The sequence below is a fragment of the Acinetobacter sp. S40 genome, from assembly GCF_016624705.1.
Classification (GTDB): Bacteria; Pseudomonadota; Gammaproteobacteria; order Pseudomonadales; family Moraxellaceae; genus Acinetobacter.
This window is the reverse complement of sequence record NZ_JACVTU010000001.1, coordinates 418,260-437,054: the sequence shown is the minus strand read 5'-3', so window position 1 is coordinate 437,054 and position 18,795 is coordinate 418,260. Positions and strand designations below refer to the sequence as shown.

At 41.5% G+C, this 18,795-nt stretch carries 14 protein-coding genes and 1 tRNA gene; 9 read left to right on the top strand and 6 right to left on the bottom strand.

From position 1 onward, the window contains the following. Positions 1-381 precede the first annotated feature (381 nt). From IAE19_RS01955 to ahpC, 4 genes are all read left to right on the top strand, one after another. Complete coding sequence (locus IAE19_RS01955; RefSeq protein WP_200459251.1) at positions 382-3,783, top strand: Rne/Rng family ribonuclease; 3,402 nt, start codon at positions 382-384, stop codon at positions 3,781-3,783. A 189-nt stretch (positions 3,784-3,972) separates the two neighbouring features. Then, on the top strand, positions 3,973-5,814 hold the full coding sequence (locus tag IAE19_RS01950) for a long-chain-acyl-CoA synthetase (RefSeq protein ID WP_200459250.1): 1,842 nt from the start codon (positions 3,973-3,975) through the stop codon (positions 5,812-5,814). A 185-nt stretch (positions 5,815-5,999) separates the two neighbouring features. Further along, positions 6,000-6,075, top strand: a tRNA-Lys gene (locus IAE19_RS01945). Positions 6,076-6,286: 211 nt separating this feature from the next. Continuing rightward, positions 6,287-6,850, top strand: coding sequence for an alkyl hydroperoxide reductase subunit C (gene ahpC / locus IAE19_RS01940; RefSeq protein ID WP_200459249.1), 564 nt, complete (start codon positions 6,287-6,289; stop codon positions 6,848-6,850). Between the two features lie 69 nt (positions 6,851-6,919). Here ahpC and IAE19_RS01935 read toward each other — a convergent pair whose 3' ends face one another. Continuing rightward, positions 6,920-7,816: a LysR family transcriptional regulator gene (locus IAE19_RS01935; protein ID WP_200459248.1), complete on the bottom strand. Its 897-nt coding sequence runs from the start codon at positions 7,814-7,816 to the stop codon at positions 6,920-6,922. A gap of 115 nt (positions 7,817-7,931) precedes the next feature. Here IAE19_RS01935 and IAE19_RS01930 point away from each other — a divergent pair, with 115 nt between their 5' ends. Beyond that, positions 7,932-8,687: an SDR family oxidoreductase gene (locus IAE19_RS01930; RefSeq protein WP_200459247.1), complete on the top strand. Its 756-nt coding sequence runs from the start codon at positions 7,932-7,934 to the stop codon at positions 8,685-8,687. Positions 8,688-8,728: 41 nt separating this feature from the next. Here IAE19_RS01930 and IAE19_RS01925 read toward each other — a convergent pair whose 3' ends face one another. Then, entirely contained in the window at positions 8,729-9,715 is a 987-nt protein-coding gene (locus IAE19_RS01925; RefSeq protein ID WP_200459246.1) for a FecR family protein, read from the bottom strand. A gap of 25 nt (positions 9,716-9,740) precedes the next feature. Next, positions 9,741-10,259, bottom strand: a complete 519-nt coding sequence (locus IAE19_RS01920) for a sigma-70 family RNA polymerase sigma factor (protein ID WP_200459245.1) — start codon at positions 10,257-10,259, stop codon at positions 9,741-9,743. Between the two features lie 207 nt (positions 10,260-10,466). On the opposite strand from IAE19_RS01920, the gene IAE19_RS16705 reads away from it, so the two are divergent. Next, a complete protein-coding gene (locus tag IAE19_RS16705; protein WP_200459244.1) occupies positions 10,467-12,254 on the top strand; it encodes a TonB-dependent siderophore receptor in 1,788 nt (595 codons plus the stop codon). Then, positions 12,211-12,894 carry a TonB-dependent siderophore receptor gene (locus IAE19_RS16700; RefSeq protein ID WP_200459243.1) on the top strand — a complete coding sequence of 228 codons (684 nt, stop codon included), beginning with the start codon at positions 12,211-12,213 and terminating at the stop codon, positions 12,892-12,894. Before IAE19_RS16705 ends, IAE19_RS16700 begins: the two co-directional genes overlap by 44 nt. A 56-nt stretch (positions 12,895-12,950) precedes the next feature. Here IAE19_RS16700 and hemW read toward each other — a convergent pair whose 3' ends face one another. Next, the gene (gene hemW, locus IAE19_RS01905) at positions 12,951-14,108 is read right to left on the bottom strand and encodes a radical SAM family heme chaperone HemW (protein ID WP_200459242.1); all 1,158 of its coding nucleotides are present in this window, start codon (positions 14,106-14,108) and stop codon (positions 12,951-12,953) included. Positions 14,109-14,228: 120 nt separating this feature from the next. Here hemW and IAE19_RS01900 point away from each other — a divergent pair, with 120 nt between their 5' ends. Together IAE19_RS01900 and IAE19_RS01895 are read left to right on the top strand one after the other, a co-directional pair. Then, positions 14,229-14,690 carry a DMT family transporter gene (locus tag IAE19_RS01900; protein WP_200459241.1) on the top strand — a complete coding sequence of 154 codons (462 nt, stop codon included), beginning with the start codon at positions 14,229-14,231 and terminating at the stop codon, positions 14,688-14,690. Between the two features lie 26 nt (positions 14,691-14,716). Beyond that, on the top strand, positions 14,717-16,066 hold the full coding sequence (locus IAE19_RS01895) for an MATE family efflux transporter (RefSeq protein WP_200459240.1): 1,350 nt from the start codon (positions 14,717-14,719) through the stop codon (positions 16,064-16,066). Positions 16,067-16,149: 83 nt separating this feature from the next. Here IAE19_RS01895 and IAE19_RS01890 read toward each other — a convergent pair whose 3' ends face one another. Both IAE19_RS01890 and IAE19_RS01885 read right to left on the bottom strand, forming a co-directional pair. Further along, positions 16,150-17,403, bottom strand: a complete 1,254-nt coding sequence (locus IAE19_RS01890; RefSeq protein ID WP_200459239.1) for an acyl-CoA dehydrogenase family protein — start codon at positions 17,401-17,403, stop codon at positions 16,150-16,152. A 32-nt stretch (positions 17,404-17,435) separates the two neighbouring features. Beyond that, positions 17,436-18,704, bottom strand: a complete 1,269-nt coding sequence (locus IAE19_RS01885) for an SfnB family sulfur acquisition oxidoreductase (RefSeq protein ID WP_200459238.1) — start codon at positions 18,702-18,704, stop codon at positions 17,436-17,438. Between the last annotated feature and the right edge of the window lie 91 nt (positions 18,705-18,795).

Here is an 18,795-nt window from a genome sequence, read left to right as displayed (position 1 = left end):
CGTTGCGTCATCATGACCTTTCAGGCTCAAGCGTTGATGCATTGGAACTGCCGAGCACCGATACGATGATCATTCCGTATCAAGACTTTACAAGATAAGTCTTCAAGCTCCGTGACAGTGAAAGTCATCATCCAATGCACCGCTCACCCGCCAGTGAAAAGTCAGGATTTATCGTTAATCGAAACGGGATGAATACGCTACTGCTGACATCATCACAAGCATCATTCACCGAAGCTACATGTGAGATCAGGGAATTTTAGCAGCCAGAGCAAAAATATTTTGTGATCTGGGTTAAATAAGATGCATGATGATTGCCGACAGTTGTCCGCTTTATCGATGTTCGCATTTTGTCTGAGTGAGTCACTATTAGGTGTCACACCCATGAAACGTATGTTGATTAATGCAACTCATGCTGAAGAAGTACGCGTTGCACTTATCACTGGTAATCGTCTTTACGATTTTGACCTCGAAAATCGTACCCGCGAACAAAAAAAATCCAACATCTACAAAGGTCATGTTACTCGCGTAGAACCTTCTCTCGAAGCCGTATTTGTTGAATATGGTGCACAGCGTCAGGGCTTCTTGTCCATGCGCGAAATCGCCAATACTTACTTTAAGGCTGACCCACGTCAAACTTCAAATATCCGTGAACTGATTACTGAAGGCACTGAGCTTTTGGTACAAGTGGAAAAAGAAGAACGTGGGAATAAAGGTGCTGCACTTTCGACCTTTATTTCCCTTGCGGGTCGTTATCTGGTTTTGATGCCAAATAACCCCAAAGGTGGTGGCATCAGCCGTCAGATTTCAGGTTCAGTTCGTGAAGAGCTTAAGGAAATGCTGGCTTCTCTGAATGTGCCTCGTGGTATGAGCGTGATCGTACGTACTGCTGGAATTGGTCGTTCTCAGGAAGAATTGCAGCTTGATTTGCAACATCTACTGGATTTATGGAGTCAAATCCAAAGTACTGCAAGTTCAGGCCCATCACCAATGTTGGTGCATCAGGAGGCAGGTGTTGTAACTCGTGCCATTCGTGACTATCTCCGTGATGATGTCTCTGAAATCCTGATTGATAGCGAACAGGCTTATAACGAAGCTTATAACTTCGTCAAAGCAGTCATGCCACGTCAATTAGATAAACTAAAAACATATACGTTGAACGAGCCTTTATTTGCTCATTTTGGTATTGAAAGCCAAATTCAAACGGCTTATGAACGTGAAGTTAAACTTCCATCAGGTGGTTCAATTGTCATTGACCAGACTGAAGCTTTGGTATCCATTGATATTAACTCCGCCAAATCAACCCGTGGTCACGATGTTGAAGAGACTGCGCTAAATACCAACCTTGAAGCGGCCGAAGAAATTGCACGTCAGTTACGCTTACGTGATATTGGTGGTTTAGTAGTTATCGATTTTATCGACATGACTAAAGACCGTAACCAACGCATGGTAGAAGCTAAATTGCGTGAAGCGACTCAAAGTGACCGCGCACGAATTCAGTTTGGTCAATTATCACGTTTTGGCTTGATGGAAATGAGCCGTCAGCGCTTACGCCCATCGCTAGAAGAAGCAACGGGTTATGTCTGCCCACGCTGTCATGGCACAGGCATGGTACGTGACCTGCGCTCTTTATCACTTTCGATTATGCGTAAAGTGGAAGAAATTGCACTACGTGAACGTCATGGCGAAGTACAAGTTGAAGTGCCTGTCGAAATTGCTGCATTCCTGCTGAATGAAAAGCGTCATAGTTTAGTGTATTTAGAACAAACTTCAGGTGTACGTGTAACAGTATTACCACACCCTCACTTGGAAACACCACATTACGAAATTCAATATAATCCCGAAGGTTTTGCGCCTTCTAGCTATGAACGTACTGAAGCAACACGTTCCAGTGAAAAAGAACTCGGTTACGAGTCATCTGAATGGCATCTTGAAGAAGCGGATCATGTACATACTGCTGCTCCTGTTCAGTCTGAGCAAAATAAACGTAAAGCTGTAGCTCAAGCCTCTACTCCTGCGACACAAGCAACTGTTGCCAATAAAGTAGCAAGTCCATGCGCATGGTTAGAAAATCTGTTTGTACAAAAACAGGCACAAACTATTGATCAATCTCGTTCTGCACAAAATGCTGCATCAGCAATTGAGCAAATGGTTAATGGCGGTGCAGTAAGCCGTGGTCAATTTGGTCAAGTGAGTATTGCCAGCGTTACAGAAAATGTAGCTACTGCGACCCCAGCTAACAATGCTTATATGTCTCAAGCGCCTGCTGCTAAACAGGAAGCGCGTGATACAGCCGAACGTGACGATAAAAATAATCGTCCAAACAACAATAAAAAGCGCAAGCATAAAGAGCAACGCGAACGTACTGATCGTGAACCACAACAACGTGAGTCAAACCAAGAGCAACAACCTACTCAAGTTCATGAAGAAGTGGTTCAACTTTCACGTCATGAACAACGTGAATTAAAACGCCAACAAAAGCGTCAGCAACCACAAGAACAAACGCATGTGCAAACTGAAGCACAAGCAGAGGAAGCTGTTCCACGCCGCGACCGTAATAACCAGCAACGTCCAAATCGCCCAAATCGTAATCGCGACCAAAGCGTTTTAGACAATGCCAATCACAGTGCAAATAAACCTGTAGTGAATGATGCAAAACAGGTCAAAGTCGACGTTATTGATACACCACGTAACGATATGATGACGACAGCACTGGTGATTAATGTCGATCAAGGGCAAAGTGAAATTGTGGCATTGAATCCACAAGTTGTACCGCAGGAACCACCTAAGCAGGCTGAAAATCCAATTGCTAACCCAGTTGAAGAAGCAGTCGTGACTGATGCCCAGCCTTCTGAAGTGTCGTCTAAACCAACTGAGGTTGTGACTGAGCAAACTCGCTCACAAGTTACACGTGCCAGTAATGATCCACGTACGCGTCGTCGTCAACAACGTGGGGCACAACAAGCTAAGGCGATCGCTCAACCTAAAGTACAGCCATCACAGATCCCAGAACTGGCAAACTATACGCTAGGCAGTCTCATTCGCCATATTTATGGTGAAGATTGCACGGTGCTGATTGAACAATTTGGTCTTGTTCCAACCTTCAATCGTGCTCTAGTCAAGTTTACTGAGCAATATGCCAGTACTCAGGTTCAAGAGGTAAAAAGTGTTCAGGAAAATAAAAAACCTGTAACACGTGATGCGCAACTTCCTAGCGTTAAAACGGCAGAAGAAAGCGAACCCGCCGAAGTACTGCCTTTAACACCGCCAGAAGCACCTGCAAACCGTGTGGCAAACGATCCACGTGAGCGCCGTCGTTTAGCCAAACTTGCAGCAGAACAAGCGCATGAGCAGGCAAAACAAACTGTCGAGCAAGCGCAAGCTGAGCCTAAAGCTGAAACGGTCAGTGAAAAAATCCCTGAAACGAAAGCAAGTGATTCAGTACAAGCCGAACCTACAGTTTCTGACGTTGCACAAACTGTAGAATCAACGGATGAATCCGCTAAAAAGGAGGAAGCTAGCGCTGAAAAAGAAACCGCTGCTCCTGCGGCGACAGCACAAGTTCCGGTGAATGCTAAAGCAGAGAAAGTAACAACAGCAGCTCAACCTGTACAAGCTGAGCTCAATGAAGTTTCTGCTTCACAGCAGGCATCTGAAGCTAAAGCAAATGATGAAACAGCAGAGAAAACAGCAACTCAAGAAGCTGTTGCCGATGCGGATAAACCAAGTCGTCCGCGTCGCCCACGTGGTCGTCCACCTAAAAAGGCCAGCACACCCACAGAATAATTTGCACAATTGCTTGTAAGTTATGAGAGCCTAGTCATTTCGGTGACTAGGCTTTTTTTGATACTTTATGTCAGATTAGGTTGATTGCACTAGTGCAAAACCTTTAAAACAACATCTGCGTCACTTTAATGTCTACGTCTTCGTAAACATGAAACTGTATTGGATAGATCGAAAAATAATAGGATGTATATGAGCCAGACTGCACAACCCGATATTATTACGCTTGGAAATGTTGCTTCACGCCTACCTGCTTTTCTGCCCAAAGTACCGCATATTTTAGCGGGTTTAAAACAAGCCTATTTACGAACTTCATCGACCCCAGCAGGCTTGGGCATTGCATTTGAAAAGGCGGTCAAACGCAATCCGCTAGGTGATGCATTATTATTTGAAGATCAGCGCTACAGCTATCAGGCCTTGAATGAATGGGCAAATCAGATTGCGCACTATTATCTCTCTATAGGCGCACGTAAAGGTGATGTCATTGCCGTTATGCTAGAGAATCGTTCCGAGCTAGTGGCGACAGTTGTGGGGCTGGCTAAAATTGGTGTCACTATTGCGTTGGTCAATACGTCACAAACAGGGAAAGTACTGACTCATAGCATCAATCTCGTGAAACCCATTGCTCTTATTTTGGGTGAAGAAGTGCAATCTTGTATTGACGAGATTCGTAATGACATCAAACTTCCTCAAGATCGTTTTCATTGGTTTGCAGATCAGGCGACTCGTCAAAATGTCGGTTCTGCCCCATCAGGTTATATCAATCTGGCAGAAAAAATTGATCATTTTGCCAAGTTCAACCCGCCAACGACGCACACAGTTCAAGGTAAAGATGGATTATTTTATATCTATACTTCGGGCACAACTGGGCTCCCTAAAGCTGTAATTTTCACGCATAGTCGCTGGACTCTAGCGTATGGAACTTATGGACATATACTTGATCTGAAACCTGATGATGTCATGTATGTCACTTTGCCTCTTTATCACGCAACGGGTATTGTGGTGTGCTGGTGTGGAGTGATTGCAGGAAGCGCCACACTTGCTATTCGTCGTAAATACTCAACCAGTGCTTTCTGGAAAGACGTACAAAAATTTAATGCCTCGGCGATTGGCTATGTTGGCGAGCTTTGTCGTTATCTTATGGATGCTCCTCCTTCCGAAATTGATCGTGCTCATCGTGTCACCAAAATGATTGGCAACGGTATGCGCCCAAATATCTGGGATAAGTTCAAACAACGTTTTGGCGTCAAGGAAGTCCTTGAACTTTATGCATCAAGCGAAGGTAATGTTGGTTTTAGTAATATTTTTAACTTTGACAACACTGTCGGCTTCTCGCCAACACCCTATGCAATTGTGCAATATGACAAAGAAAAAAATGAAGTTGTACGCGATAAAAAAGGCGATTGTATAAAAGTAGAGACAGGCGATGTAGGGCTGCTGATTGGGAAAATTACCCGCCGCTCACCATTTGATGGCTATACTGATCCAGAAAAAAATAAATCCGTCATCCTAAAGAATGTCTTTAAGAAAGGCGATTCTTACTTTAATACGGGTGATTTAGTGCGTGATATTGGTTTCCGTCATGCACAATTTGTTGACCGTCTAGGCGATACATTCCGTTGGAAAGGTGAAAATGTATCGACGACTGAAGTTGAAAATATGATTTGTGAATACGACAAAATTATAGAAGCTGTTGTGTATGGGGTTGAAATTCCAAATACCAATGGTCGTGCAGGTATGGCTGCGATCACGTTAGCGGATGGAGCCGATCTAAATGAACAAGACTTGAACGAGATGGTAAGCAGTTTTAAAAAGAATCTGCCTGCTTATGCTATTCCTGTATTTTTACGCATTCAGCAAGTCGTTGAAACGACGGGAACATTTAAATATCAGAAAAACAAACTTAAGGAGCAAGCATTTGACCCAAGTAAAACAGATGAACGCTTGATGGTGCTTTTACCGAATACCAATGCTTACTGCGATGTAACGTCTGAGCTTTTTGAAGACATTCAGGCATATAAATATCGTTTTTAGCATATTTTTTAACTAAACAGGAAGAAATCGTGCTTTTTATAAACAGTTATGCGATTGTTTTTAAATTTTCTCTTGTGTTAGTTGAAGATCTTGCTAAAATACGCTCCATCAAAACAACGGCGGTGTTAGAAAATAATTTCTTTTCTTGCACTTCATATTCAAGAAATACTTGAATATTTCGTTCAGGGTCGTTAGCTCAGTTGGTAGAGCAGCGGACTTTTAATCCGTTGGTCCCGCGTTCGAGTCGCGGACGACCCACCAAATTCTAAAAAAGCCTTAGCATGTAATGTTAAGGCTTTTTTTTATGGAAATCATAAACACCGTCTATGACACAGATATGACGGTAAAATTATTTTAAAATCTAAATATTCGATTAAATTTATAAATATTTACTATTTTTACGATGATTAAAAATGCGTTATCTTTGTTCTCAAGTTAAGAAACTTTCTCATTCAACCCAGAGGATCAAAGCATGAGTTTAATCAATACTGAAATCAAACCGTTTAAAGCAACTGCGTATCAAAATGGTCAATTCTTTGATATCACTGAAGCTAATTTAAAGGGTAAATGGTCGGTTGTATTTTTCTATCCTGCTGACTTTACCTTTGTTTGTCCAACTGAACTTGAAGACCTTGCGGACCAATATGCTGAGTTTCAAAAACTCGGGGTTGATATCTACTCTGTTTCAACAGATACCCATTTCACCCACAAAGCATGGCACGATACTTCTGATGCAATTGGTAAAATCCAGTATGCCATGATTGGTGATCCAACCTGGACGATTTCTAAGAATTTTGAAGTCCTCATTGAAGGTGAAGGCTTGGCAGATCGTGGTACATTCGTTATCGATCCTGATGGAAAAATTCAGATCGTAGAAATTAATGCGGGTGGCATAGGTCGTGATGGACAGGAATTACTACGCAAAGTCAAAGCAGCAGTTTATGTCTATAATCATCCTGGTGAAGTTTGCCCTGCAAAATGGAAAGAAGGCGATGCAACACTTGCGCCATCGATTGATCTTGTTGGAAAAATCTAAGCTAGAAATATCGAATTCTTAAATTCAATCTCTCTAAACCACTTTCTACAAAGGAAGTGGTTTTTTATTTTAACGTGCTAAACAACAGTGTTGTTGCAGTAAAGGAATTAACCAACTCATAAACACGTCTAGGCGACGCGGGATATATTGTCGATTGGGATACAGCATATTTAATGGTAATGCTGAACATTTATACGAGTCCAGAATTTCAATCAAACTTCCCTTTGCCAGATCTTCACGAACATCATAATAAGGGATCTGAATCATTCCCAATCCCGAACGCGCTGCCTGAATATAAGCTTCAGTGTTATTCACACTCAATCTGGCATTTAATTTGATCCGTTCTTGCCCATAAAAGAATATCCCCTGCTGCTCTCCGACCCCATTTGGATAATTCACCATATAATGCTGTGGTAAATCCTCAAGTCCATGGGGGATTCCAAAATGCTGTAAATAGTCTGGGCTGGCACAATTGACCATTTCTAAACGCCCTATGGATTTGGCAATTAAACTACTATTTTCGAGCGTGCCAACACGCACCACACAATCAACTTCCTGCTCAACCAGATTAGTTAAATGATCCGAGCTATGCAGTTGAATCTGAATATTGGGGTATTGTCGAAAAAAATCATGCAATGCGGGCACCACAATTTGATGAGAAATACGACTAGGCATATCGACCTTCAAAATTCCCTGATAATCCTGATTATGTGTTTGAATCATCTGCTCAAGCAATTGATAGTCCATCAGTAAATTCTGACAATCTGGTAGAACTCGCTTCCCATCCTGTGTCAGACTGACACGCCTTGTCGTACGTTGAAATAACCTGACTTTGTAATAGGTCTCCAGACTTTGAATTGCAGAGGTAACCGTGGAGCGAGGTAAATCCAGACGCAGTGCAGCCTCACTAAAACTCTCGCGTTTGGCGACCTCAACAAATATCGCAAACTGCTGTAAACGATCCATAGCATTGTTCGTAATTTCTGAATAGTGAAACTAAATTAGCATAATTGATGGTTACATAATTCAAATCTAGACTAATCAATATGCAAAAATAGATCCTTGGAAAGGAAAGAACATCATGGCGGCATATACCTTAAAAGATAAAGTTGTATTAATTACAGGCGGCGCAAAAAATCTAGGGGGATTGATTTCAAGAAAATTTGCTCAACAAGGCGCGAAATTGGCGATTCATTATAATAGCGAATCGACCAGAGCAGAGGCTGAAAAAACACTGGCTGATGTGCAAGCACTGGGTGCAGATGCCATTTTGCTACAGGCTGATCTGAGTTCAATTGATCGGATTGAAGAACTTTTTGTCAAAGCCAAAGAACACTTCGGTAGTCTAGATATTGCTATCAATACTGTAGGCCGCGTGCTTAAAAAGCCCATTGTTGAAACTACAGAAGCTGAATTTGATTCAATGAGCGACATCAACTCCAAAATTGCTTATTTCTTCATTCAGTCAGCAGGGCGCCATTTGAATAATGGCGGCAAAATTTGTACCATCGTCACTTCATTATTGGCTGCATATACAGGGCTTTATTCGACTTATGAAGGTTTAAAAGCACCCGTCGAGCATTATACTCGTGCAGCGTCCAAAGAGTTTGGTGAGCGAGGGATTTCGGTGACCGCTGTAGCACCTGGCCCAATGGACACACCTTTTTTCTACGGTCAGGAAGCCCCTCAGGCCGTAGCCTATCATAAATCTGCCTCTGCACTTGGTGGACTAACCAAAATTGAAGATATTGAACCCTTGGTTCGTTTTCTGGTGACAGAAGGCTGGTGGATTACAGGCCAAACTATTTTTGCCAATGGTGGTTATACCACTCGTTAATTCAAGTTAAGCTGGGGATGTTCTCATCCCCACTTTTTTATTTAAGGCTGCAGATCAATACCATTCTGTTCAGTATGTACAACCTTAAAATGGTAGGTTACTTGCAACATATGCAATGTTCTCGATAAATCCTGAGTAGAATACGCGCCAGACACCAGAACGTTGTACAAGCTTGGATCAATATTAATACTCTGTTGATGATAGCGTGATAACTCTGTGATGAATTTCTGCAATGGCATACTATGCACTACCAAAAGCTGTTGGCGCCATAATAAAGGCATATCACTATATGCACCATGATAAATCTGTTGTGCATCAAATCTAACAGTATGTTGTGCAGTAATATCCTGATACGTTTTTGAGTACTGAGGCTGAGTACGAACAGTGCCCTGCTTTACAATTAGTTCTGTTTGTGTTGGAAAATGGCGGACATTAAATACCGTGCCTAATGCCAACAAGTCTCCATCTGCGGTCTGTACTGTAAATGGCCGCTGTTTGATATCTTTATGCGTTTCAATATAAATTTCACCACGTGCCAATTCAATACGCCGCTGATTGGCATTGTATTTCACCCGAATCTTACTCTCACTATTCAGCCAAATTTGACTGCCATCAGCTAAACTCACTTGCTGCTGCTCTCCGATCTGAGTTTTATAAACATCAATAGGCTCAAAACTCAATAGATCAGGCGCATAATCTTGCTGACGAATTCCCTGAACCGTATAAAATGCGGTACATAGAGCAAATAGGATAAGACTAAATTTTGTTGCAAATTGCGGTTTAGGTTTGAGTTGATGCATCGTTTGAGCCATGACTGTCTTTGGTACTCGACCCAACTTTTCATCAAACATAATGACATTTGCCCAAACCTCTTGATGCAATGCATCCTCAGCCAACCATTGTTCAAAGCATGCTTTTTGCTTTACGTCCAAAGTCTGTTCCTGCATCTGCATATACCATTCAGCGGCTTCATAATAGGCCTGCTGGCGAACATGCTTTGCATTATCTTTTCGAGGTTGTTTGTTCATTTAATACATCATGATCTATTTTTTATTATTCCATTGCCATAAAACAGGCAGCCATGGCACAGGTCAAATCACGCTTAATAGTTGAAATCGAAATATTCAGTTGCTCTGAAATTTGTACATAATTTAAACTCTGTAACTGTGACAACATAAACACCTGCTTTTGCCGTTCTGGCAGAGCTTCGATAATGTCACATAGCTCACATAAGGTCTCTATCCATAATATTTGTTCTTCCAGAGAAATCGAATGTTCAGGATAAGTCTCAGCCAAGACACTCAAATAAGCCTGCTCAACTCTTTTACGCCGATACAAATTAAACATCAGGCTTTTAGCAATGGTGGTTAGTAATGCCCGGGGTTCATAATAATAATAATCAGCATAACGGGTCATTATTTTGACAAAGGTATCCTGAGTCAGATCCGCTGCATCACAGTGGCTACCCATTTTTTTACATAGCCAAGCATATAGCCATGGTTTATGTTCGCGATATAAACCATCAATGTGTTGATTGACTTGTTGTTTTGTCAATGTCTGATTTGAAAGCATTGCACCAAACCAAAGGAAAAATAATAATAATTATCATTACAATGTCAAAGTTTGTAAACAACTTAATCCCTTTAATTTTTAAACCTATATTTTTCAAAAATTTACTAAAACATTAAAAATTTTATGAGCTGTTCTAAATTCTCAGGTGATAACGCTATGACCAAATCATTATTTTTATCATCTCTAATTTCCTGTGGGGAATGCATCATGCAAGCGGCAGCCAAAATACCCTTTCAAATAAAGAGTAATTTAAGTATTGCGATAAAATCAGTCTTATTGGGTACGGTACTGAGCGGAATGGGCCATACAGTGCTTGCCGTAGAAATAAAATCCACTATCGAAAAAACACAACAAATCCAGATTCATGGGGGGAGTCTAGATCAAGCTCTGGCACTATTTGCAGGTCAAACAGGTTCAGAACTTTCTTATGATCCAGCTCTTGTTAAAGGTAAAAAAACTCAAGGTTTAAATGGCCAATATACGTTTGAACAGGGTATTACCCAATTGTTAAAAGGAACAGGCTTAACTTTAATTAAACGTCAGGATGGTACATGGGGCATTATTGACTCTAATAATCAACTTCGTGAAGTGGGTCAATTGCCTTCGATTAATTCGACGGCCAGTAATTCTATAAAAAAGAATCATCAAGTTGCACAATTGCCTGTGATTCAATTAAGTTCCGAAGATAAAAGCAGTTATGCTGCAAAAAGAGTCAGCATTGGTAAAACGGAACAATCCATAAAAGAAATTCCACAATCTGTTTCTGTTATTACCCAACAGCAAATTAAGGATCAAGGCTTTACCACCATTGCTGAAACATTAAATCAGGCCACGGGGGTAACTGCTTATGGATATAGCGGTTCTGAAAATTACCAAATACGTTTTTCAGCCGCCAACATACAAATTAATGGTGTTCCTCAAGCAGATAATATTTCAAATGAAGACCCTGCTCTGTATGAAACCATTGAAGTATTAAGAGGGCCTTCTGGCTTATTAACAGGAAGTGGTGATCCCAGTGGCTCAATCAACTTTATTCGTAAACGCCCCACGTTGGAACCGTATGGTTCATTTGCAATTTCGGGAGGATCATGGGGCAGTCATCGTGAAGAATTTGATGTCAGCAATAAACTCAATGAAAGTGGAAGTTTAAGAGGACGATTGATTGCCGTCCAAAATACCACTGGAAAATTTCGGGATGCTGAAAAAGATGATGATAAAGCAACCGTCTATGCAGCATTTGACTATGATCTGACTGATAGAGCAACTTTCGGAGTTTCTGGCACATATATTAATGAGAACTATATTAATTTCTGGGGGTTACCACTAGATCAAAATGGCCATGTTCCAAGCCGCAAATCTTTTGTAGGCTATAATGTCCCCTCCAAAAGAGATCAAAAACAATTTTCAGCTGACTTTAAATACCAATTTGATGATGGCTGGGTTGCCAAAGCAGCTTATAATCATAATGAAGTCGACCATAAAAATTTTGGTATGTACTCTTATGCTCCTCTGGATGAAAATAGATTAACCACCGCAGGCGTTGGCCATATTCAACAGACCTTTACCAATACATCTTTCGATATCAATCTTTCTGGCCCCTTTCATTTTCTTAATCGAGAACACCAGTTATTGCTCGGCTATAATCAATGGGAAAATGATTCACTCTCTGGTTTCAAATATGTTGCTGTTCCTAATTGGGATGTGTTACATAACCATGATTTCGGGGCGTATGTGAACACGAATATAAGTGATAAAAATCGTACCGTTACCAAACAATCAGGTTTTTATACTGCCGCAAAAATCAAATTACTTGATCCCTTGACTTTAACTTTAGGTGGCCGCTGGACGGACTATACCAATCAGAGTCAAGCCCTTAAAGCCAATAATGAATTTACACCTTATGCTGGACTGATATGGGATATTAATCCTGAATGGAGTTGGTACGCCAGTTATGCTGATTCATTTGTCCCACAGTCTGAACTGGATTACAGGTAAGATACTTGACCCACGAGTAGGCTGGCAAATTGAGACAGGTCTCAAAGCAGAGCTCTTTGATGGAGCAGTTAATGCGACAACAGCCATCTTTCAAATTCGGGATAAAAATCGTGCCACACTGGATCAGGACCATATCGGATGCAATACGGATACGGGAGAATGTTATCGCGCTGCTGGAGAGGTTCAGGCGCGTGGTTTTGAATTTGAAATTACGGGTAAAGTAACACCACATCTGAATATCACAACAGGCTATACCTATAATGATATTAAATACCTAAGTGATACTGACCCTGCAAATGTTGGACAACGTTATTCGCCCGACACGATTCCTAAACAACTTTTTAAACTCTGGTCTTTATATAAATTTGACCAACAGCAATTTTCAGGGGTATTTGATGGCCTAGATATGGGACTTGGAATGCAGGCTCAATCTGGTTTATATAATAGCTCACTTAAGCAAAGCGGTTTTAGCATCGTTTCTGCACGAGTGGGCTATCAAATTGACAGCCACTGGCAAGCATCTTTACAAATCAACAATCTATTTGATAAAACTTATTTTAATTATCCAGGCAATTCTATCTTTTATAATATTTACGGTGCTCCCCGTAATTTTATGTTGACCCTAAGCGCAAAATACTAAGATCCCCCTCGCCGAGTACAAACATGCATTCGGTGAGGGTCTAAATATCAAATTAATTACAAAAACGCTTCCAACACTGAATTTAAAAACACATGCCCTTGCTCAGTACAGGCTATTCGCTCAGCATCATTGATCAGCAACTTTTTTTGCCGTAACTTGTTGAGTATCAGCTCAAGATCAGCCAAAGATAAGCCTGTACGTTGTTCATATAACTGAGTCGCCACGCCATCATTTAAGCGCAGCACATTCATCATAAATTCAAATGGTAACTCATCTGCTTCAATCTTTTTCATCTGGAGATGATCAGCAGGGATTTTGGCTAGATAATCTTTCGGTAAGCGTGTTTTCTGAAAACGATAAATGCCGTCAGATTGAGTAACTTTGCCATGTGCACCCGCGCCAATCGCAAGATAATCGCCAAATTGCCAATAATTTAAATTATGTGCGGATGGACGTTCTTTACGCCATGCTGAAACTTCATAATTGATGAAACCCTGTGCTTTTAAATATTGCTCACCTTGCAGTTGAATCTGTTCAAGGGTTTCATCATGTGGCAATACGGGCTGAGTTCTAAAAAAAACGGTGTTGGGTTCAATGGTCAGTTGATACCAACTGATATGCGTTGCGCCATTTTCAACTGCAAGTTTTAAATCGAATAAGGCTTGCTCCAGAGTTTGTTCAGGTAGTCCATGCATTAAATCGACATTGACACGTTCAAAATCCGCCTGTTTTGCCAAATGGATCGCCTCGATGGCATTATCTGGACTATGAATGCGTCCTAATCGCTGTAAATGCTCCTGATTAAAACTTTGTACCCCTATGGATAAACGATTAATCCCTACACCTAAATAATCCGCAAAAGGATCATGTTCCACTGTGCCCGGATTGGCTTCCAAGGTAATTTCACACCCCTGTTCAAATTCAAGCAAAGATCGTAATTGGGTAAATAACCATTGATAGCCTTGTGCCGAAATTAGAGAGGGTGTTCCTCCCCCAATAAAAACACTGTGAATTTTACGTCCCTGTGCAAACTCAACCTGCGTTTGAAAGTCAGCGACCAATGCATGTAAGTATTGCTGTTCCAATTCCAGCGACAAGGCACCGTTGGGGACGGCATGAGAATTGAAGTCACAATAAGGACATTTACGCACGCACCACGGCATATGAATATATAAAGAAAGTGGGATTTCAGAAGGATCAAGTAAAACAGTCAAGAATAGCGCTCAGGCAACACAACCCTATTAGTTTAACATGACTACAGCAATACATTGTGCTCAAGCCCATTGAATTGATTTAGACTGGAGTGCAATAAATAATAACGATTTAGGAAAACAATGCTAAAAATAAGTTCACAACTTTTATTATTTTTACCCTTGGCGTTAGGGATTGGCGTTGCTATGTCCATACAAACGGCCCTAAATACACAGTTACGAAATTATCTCTACTCTCCGTTACAAGCGGCTTTTCTATCTTTTCTAGTCGGTACAATTTTACTGGCACTGTTGGTTTTACTGCAAAGTCATCCGAAACCATCATTACAACAACTCGGTCAAATCCCATGGTTTTTATGGTTAGGTGGTTTTTTAGGGGTTTATGCGATTAGCCTGAGCATTTATACTGCACCCAAATTGGGTTTTCTCACCTTATCAGGATTGATTATTTTTGGCCAACTGGCAATGTCCTTATTGCTGGATCATTTTGGCTGGCTTGGGACAGAGAAAATGCCTGTCAACTGGCAACGCCTACTTGGGGCGATCATCATTTTCGTTGGGGTTATTTTGACCTTACAGCGATAATTTTCTTTTATAGATGAGTATTTTTTGTGTCAAATGTCGCGGGTTTCCGCTTTGAACTAAAACAACTGTTTCACTTAATGTGGCCAATTCTGATCACGCAATTTGCCCAAGCAGGATTGGGGCTTATTGATACTATTATGGCAGGACATTTATCTGCTAATGATTTGGCAGCCATTGCCGTAGGTGTGGGATTATGGATGCCCGTCATGCTACTGTTTAGCGCGATCATGATTGCCACAACACCGCTGGTTGCAGAAGCCAAAGGGGCGAGAACGCCTGAAAATATTCCAGTGATTGTAAGGCAGTCTTTGTGGGTGGCATTTATTCTTGGCCTGATTGCCATGCTGATTTTACAGGCCATGCCATTTTTGTTGCCACTGCTCGGGGTTCCTGCAAGCTTGCAACCCAAAGCAGGATTATTTTTACACGCTATCGGTTTTGGTATGCCAGCAGTCACCATGTATGCAGCATTGCGTGGTTATTCTGAGGCATTGGGCTACCCACGCCCTGTGACTGCCATTAGCTTGATCGCACTGGTGGTATTGGTTCCGCTCAATTATATTTTTATGTATGGCATCGGCCCTGTTCCACACTTAGGGAGTGCAGGCTGTGGTTTTGCGACAGCAATTCTACAATGGCTAATGTTAATTACCTTGGCCAATTATATTTATCGTGCCAAAGCCTATCAATCGACTCAAGTGTTTTCACATTGGGAAAAAATCAATCCTGCCCTTGTAAAACGTATTTTAAAATTAGGCTTACCTATTGGTTTAGCAGTGTTTTTTGAAGTCAGTATTTTTAGTACGGGTGCAATTGTCTTAAGTCCATTAGGCGATACACTTGTCGCCGCGCATCAAATTGCGATGTCGGTCACGTCACAACTATTTATGATCCCGATGTCTCTTGCCATTGCCTTAACCATTCGGGTGGGGATGTATTATGGGGAAAAAAACTGGGTGGCAATGCGTCATGTACAAAAACTGGGATTAGCGACCGCGACTTTTTTTGCTCTTTGTACGATGAGTTTAATCTGGCTTGCTCGCCCACAAATTGTAGCAATTTATACTCAAGATCCTGCTGTATTTAATGTCGCTTTATATTTATTGCTATTTGCGATGGCGTATCAATTGATGGATGCATGGCAAGTTGGTGCTGCAGGTTGTCTAAGAGGAATGCAAGATACTAAAGGCCCCATGTGGATTACCCTGATTGCCTATTGGGTAATCGCATTTCCTGTGGGGATTTATCTGGCACGTATCGCAAAAATGGGGCCAGCAGGTGTGTGGCTTGGTTTGATTATTGGTTTAACTATTGCTTGTGTACTGCTTTTGGCACGTTTATATAGTAATAATCGTAAACTGGCTGCCCAGCAATAATTAAAAAAATTATTTAATTTAAAAAATGCCAATCCATTTAGATTGGCATTTTTTATTTCTATATTTTTATATATTTTAATGTTTTAGGCAGATTTTGCTTTTGGACTTGCACCAATTTGCCAGACGAAAGGCAACTCTGTCTGATTCACCACCCAATCTCCTATTGCTTTTTCCTTATAAATAAGTGGATTGTGCGATGAAACCGTTCGGGCATTTCGCCAGAAACGGTCTAATTGCTTGGTGGTACTGCTAGCTGATGCACTCAGAGCATTGAATAGTTTACTGGTAAGATCCAGTACCAGATCCGCAATCACGACTTGACCCTGTGCTGATTCCAGTTCTGCATCTATATTAGCCTGATGCTCTTTAATATCCGACTCGGAAAAATGACTGAGATAAGCTTTTTGTAAAGCTTCAGCTGTACGTTGTGTAATCGCTTCACTGGCATAAGCCTTGGCAGATGCCTGACCAATCACCTGTAATACTTGTGGATCATGTCGTGCCAAATCAGCATTGGCATGGCTAAAAATACGTTTACGCTCACGAACTTCGTGACTAAAAGTCTCGACTGCTGCTTGAGCAATACCCGATAAGGTCGCTAAATGGATGACCTGATAAAAAGCAGTTTGATATTTAAAGCGTTGGTCAAAAGGGATGATATGCACCGACGGTAATTCAACTTGCTGTAAACGTAGAGTTCCACTACCTGTAGTTTTTTGCCCAAAACCATCCCAGTCATCATCGATCTGCACTCCCGAAGCATGACGATCAATCGCTGCAATCACATGCTGCTGACTAACGTCATCATAAGCAAATAAATCGATCCAATCTGCAAAAATACTTCCAGTAGAATAATACTTTTCCCCATTCACCAATAATTTACCAGTCGCTTCCTCCTGCGTAATTCGGGTAATCACATCGCCTATCTGAACTGCCCCCACTTCTGTCCATGCATTGCCAACGATATCACCCGAAACAAAACGTTCAAACCAATCATTTTGTTGCTGTGTATTATGCGCAACCAAACGGTCTTCTACAAAAGCAAAGTGCCCCCGTAATGCTTGTACGATATTAGAGTCCACTTTTGCCAATTCCGTCAGTAATTGAAATAACTGGGGCAATGATACACCTGCACCGCCGTAGGCTACAGGAACACGTAACGCCCCAAAACTCGCTTGTTTTAGCCATTGGATTTGTTCGTAGGGCAACTGACGACGTTGTTCACGTTCTAATGCTCCCGCTTCAATTTTCTTAAAAATAGGGCGATACTTTGCAGCAATCAGCTCATAATCTGCGCCCAATGAAAGTTGATCTTTAATCTGTTCAAACTGACTCATCTCTTTCTCCTCAATTTTTTGTTGTGATTTACTTAACTCCACGCATGACGTGGAGGTTGCACACCATTTAGGTAATAATTTCCAACAATGTGATATTTCCAGCGCACTGGATCATGTAGCGTGTGGGTACGTGCATTGCGCCAATGCCGATCCAGATTTAACTCGGATAAGGTTGAACGAGTTCCAGACAACTCAAATAATTTATTGGCTGCAAGAATAGCGACTTCAGTCGTCAGCACTTTTGCTTCCGCAACCAGTAAAGTCGCTTGAGAAACATGCTCTTCCGTCGGTTCATCAATTGCTAGATCAATTTGATCGGCAGCCAGATCCAATACAGCTTCGGCCGCACGAAGTTTAATTTTCAGGTCCCCAATACTGGCAATGGTATATGGATCATCTGTGGCACGCTCCAAACCAGAATCGATCCACGGACGACTATATTTTTTGACATATTGAATGGTTTCTTCTATTGCACCACGGGCAATTCCCGCATCTACTGCCGCTTGTATAAACTGTGAAATCGCACCTGCCGCAGTTGGCCGCTCAAAGGCTTGGTAAATAGGAACCACATATTCTTCACGTACAGGTACTTTTTTTAATTCAACCGTCCCACTCGCTGTTGTACGCTGCCCAAACCCAGACCAGTCATTAATAATATTGACTCCTTCAGTTTCACGTGGCACCAAAGCGGCATACGGTTGACCTGATTCATTAATAGCCACAATCGGGATCCAGTGCGCCAGTAAAGCTCCTGTAGCAAAGAATTTTTTTCCATTAATTTCATAACCTGTTGCAGTTTTATGAATGGTGGTGGTGAGATCTGCCACCGTTTTACTGCCCTTTTCTGAAAAAGCATTGCCAAATCGAATCCCCTTTAACACCAACTCAAAGAAGAAATGCTGCTGTTCTAAACTTGCATCCAGACGTAAATGTTCTAAAAACGCCCAATGATTCTGCGGTAATTGTCCCAATGAAGAATCCACACTGGAAATGATCTTCACCACCTCTGCCAAAGTACGGTATTTGACTTGCGCACCCCCAAATGCTTTGGGAATCGTAATGCCCCATAATCCACTCTGTGAATATTGCTGGATTTCATTGAAAGGTAAACGGCGTTCCTGATCACGCAAGGACGCTTCTTTAGCAAATTCACTGGCCAATTGTTTAGCGATTTGAATCGCTTCTGCATCAGTTTGAATGATATGCGCACTTTGTAGCTGTTCAAACACCTGCAATGGCACAGAATTTGCTCGATGAGCAGGGGCAGAATTGGCGTAAGCAGCAGTATTGAGTTGACTCATAATAGGAAATCTCATCATTGTTCTTCGAGTATGCAGATCAACATAGCACCAAAAAAAAAGGCTTGTTATAGAGATTAACGCATTGTTTATG

What these genes read in the sequence shown, in the direction of transcription:
- IAE19_RS01955 (WP_200459251.1), top strand. Translation starts at nt 382, where the DNA reads ATGAAACGTATGTTGATTAATGCAACTCATGCTGAAGAAGTACGCGTT.
- IAE19_RS01950 (WP_200459250.1), top strand. Translation starts at nt 3,973, where the DNA reads ATGAGCCAGACTGCACAACCCGATATTATTACGCTTGGAAATGTTGCT.
- ahpC (WP_200459249.1), top strand. Translation starts at nt 6,287, where the DNA reads ATGAGTTTAATCAATACTGAAATCAAACCGTTTAAAGCAACTGCGTAT.
- IAE19_RS01935 (WP_200459248.1), bottom strand. Translation starts at nt 7,816, where the DNA reads ATGGATCGTTTACAGCAGTTTGCGATATTTGTTGAGGTCGCCAAACGC.
- IAE19_RS01930 (WP_200459247.1), top strand. Translation starts at nt 7,932, where the DNA reads ATGGCGGCATATACCTTAAAAGATAAAGTTGTATTAATTACAGGCGGC.
- IAE19_RS01925 (WP_200459246.1), bottom strand. Translation starts at nt 9,715, where the DNA reads ATGAACAAACAACCTCGAAAAGATAATGCAAAGCATGTTCGCCAGCAG.
- IAE19_RS01920 (WP_200459245.1), bottom strand. Translation starts at nt 10,259, where the DNA reads ATGCTTTCAAATCAGACATTGACAAAACAACAAGTCAATCAACACATT.
- IAE19_RS16705 (WP_200459244.1), top strand. Translation starts at nt 10,467, where the DNA reads ATGCAAGCGGCAGCCAAAATACCCTTTCAAATAAAGAGTAATTTAAGT.
- IAE19_RS16700 (WP_200459243.1), top strand. Translation starts at nt 12,211, where the DNA reads ATGCTGATTCATTTGTCCCACAGTCTGAACTGGATTACAGGTAAGATA.
- IAE19_RS01900 (WP_200459241.1), top strand. Translation starts at nt 14,229, where the DNA reads ATGCTAAAAATAAGTTCACAACTTTTATTATTTTTACCCTTGGCGTTA.
- IAE19_RS01890 (WP_200459239.1), bottom strand. Translation starts at nt 17,403, where the DNA reads ATGAGTCAGTTTGAACAGATTAAAGATCAACTTTCATTGGGCGCAGAT.
- IAE19_RS01885 (WP_200459238.1), bottom strand. Translation starts at nt 18,704, where the DNA reads ATGAGTCAACTCAATACTGCTGCTTACGCCAATTCTGCCCCTGCTCAT.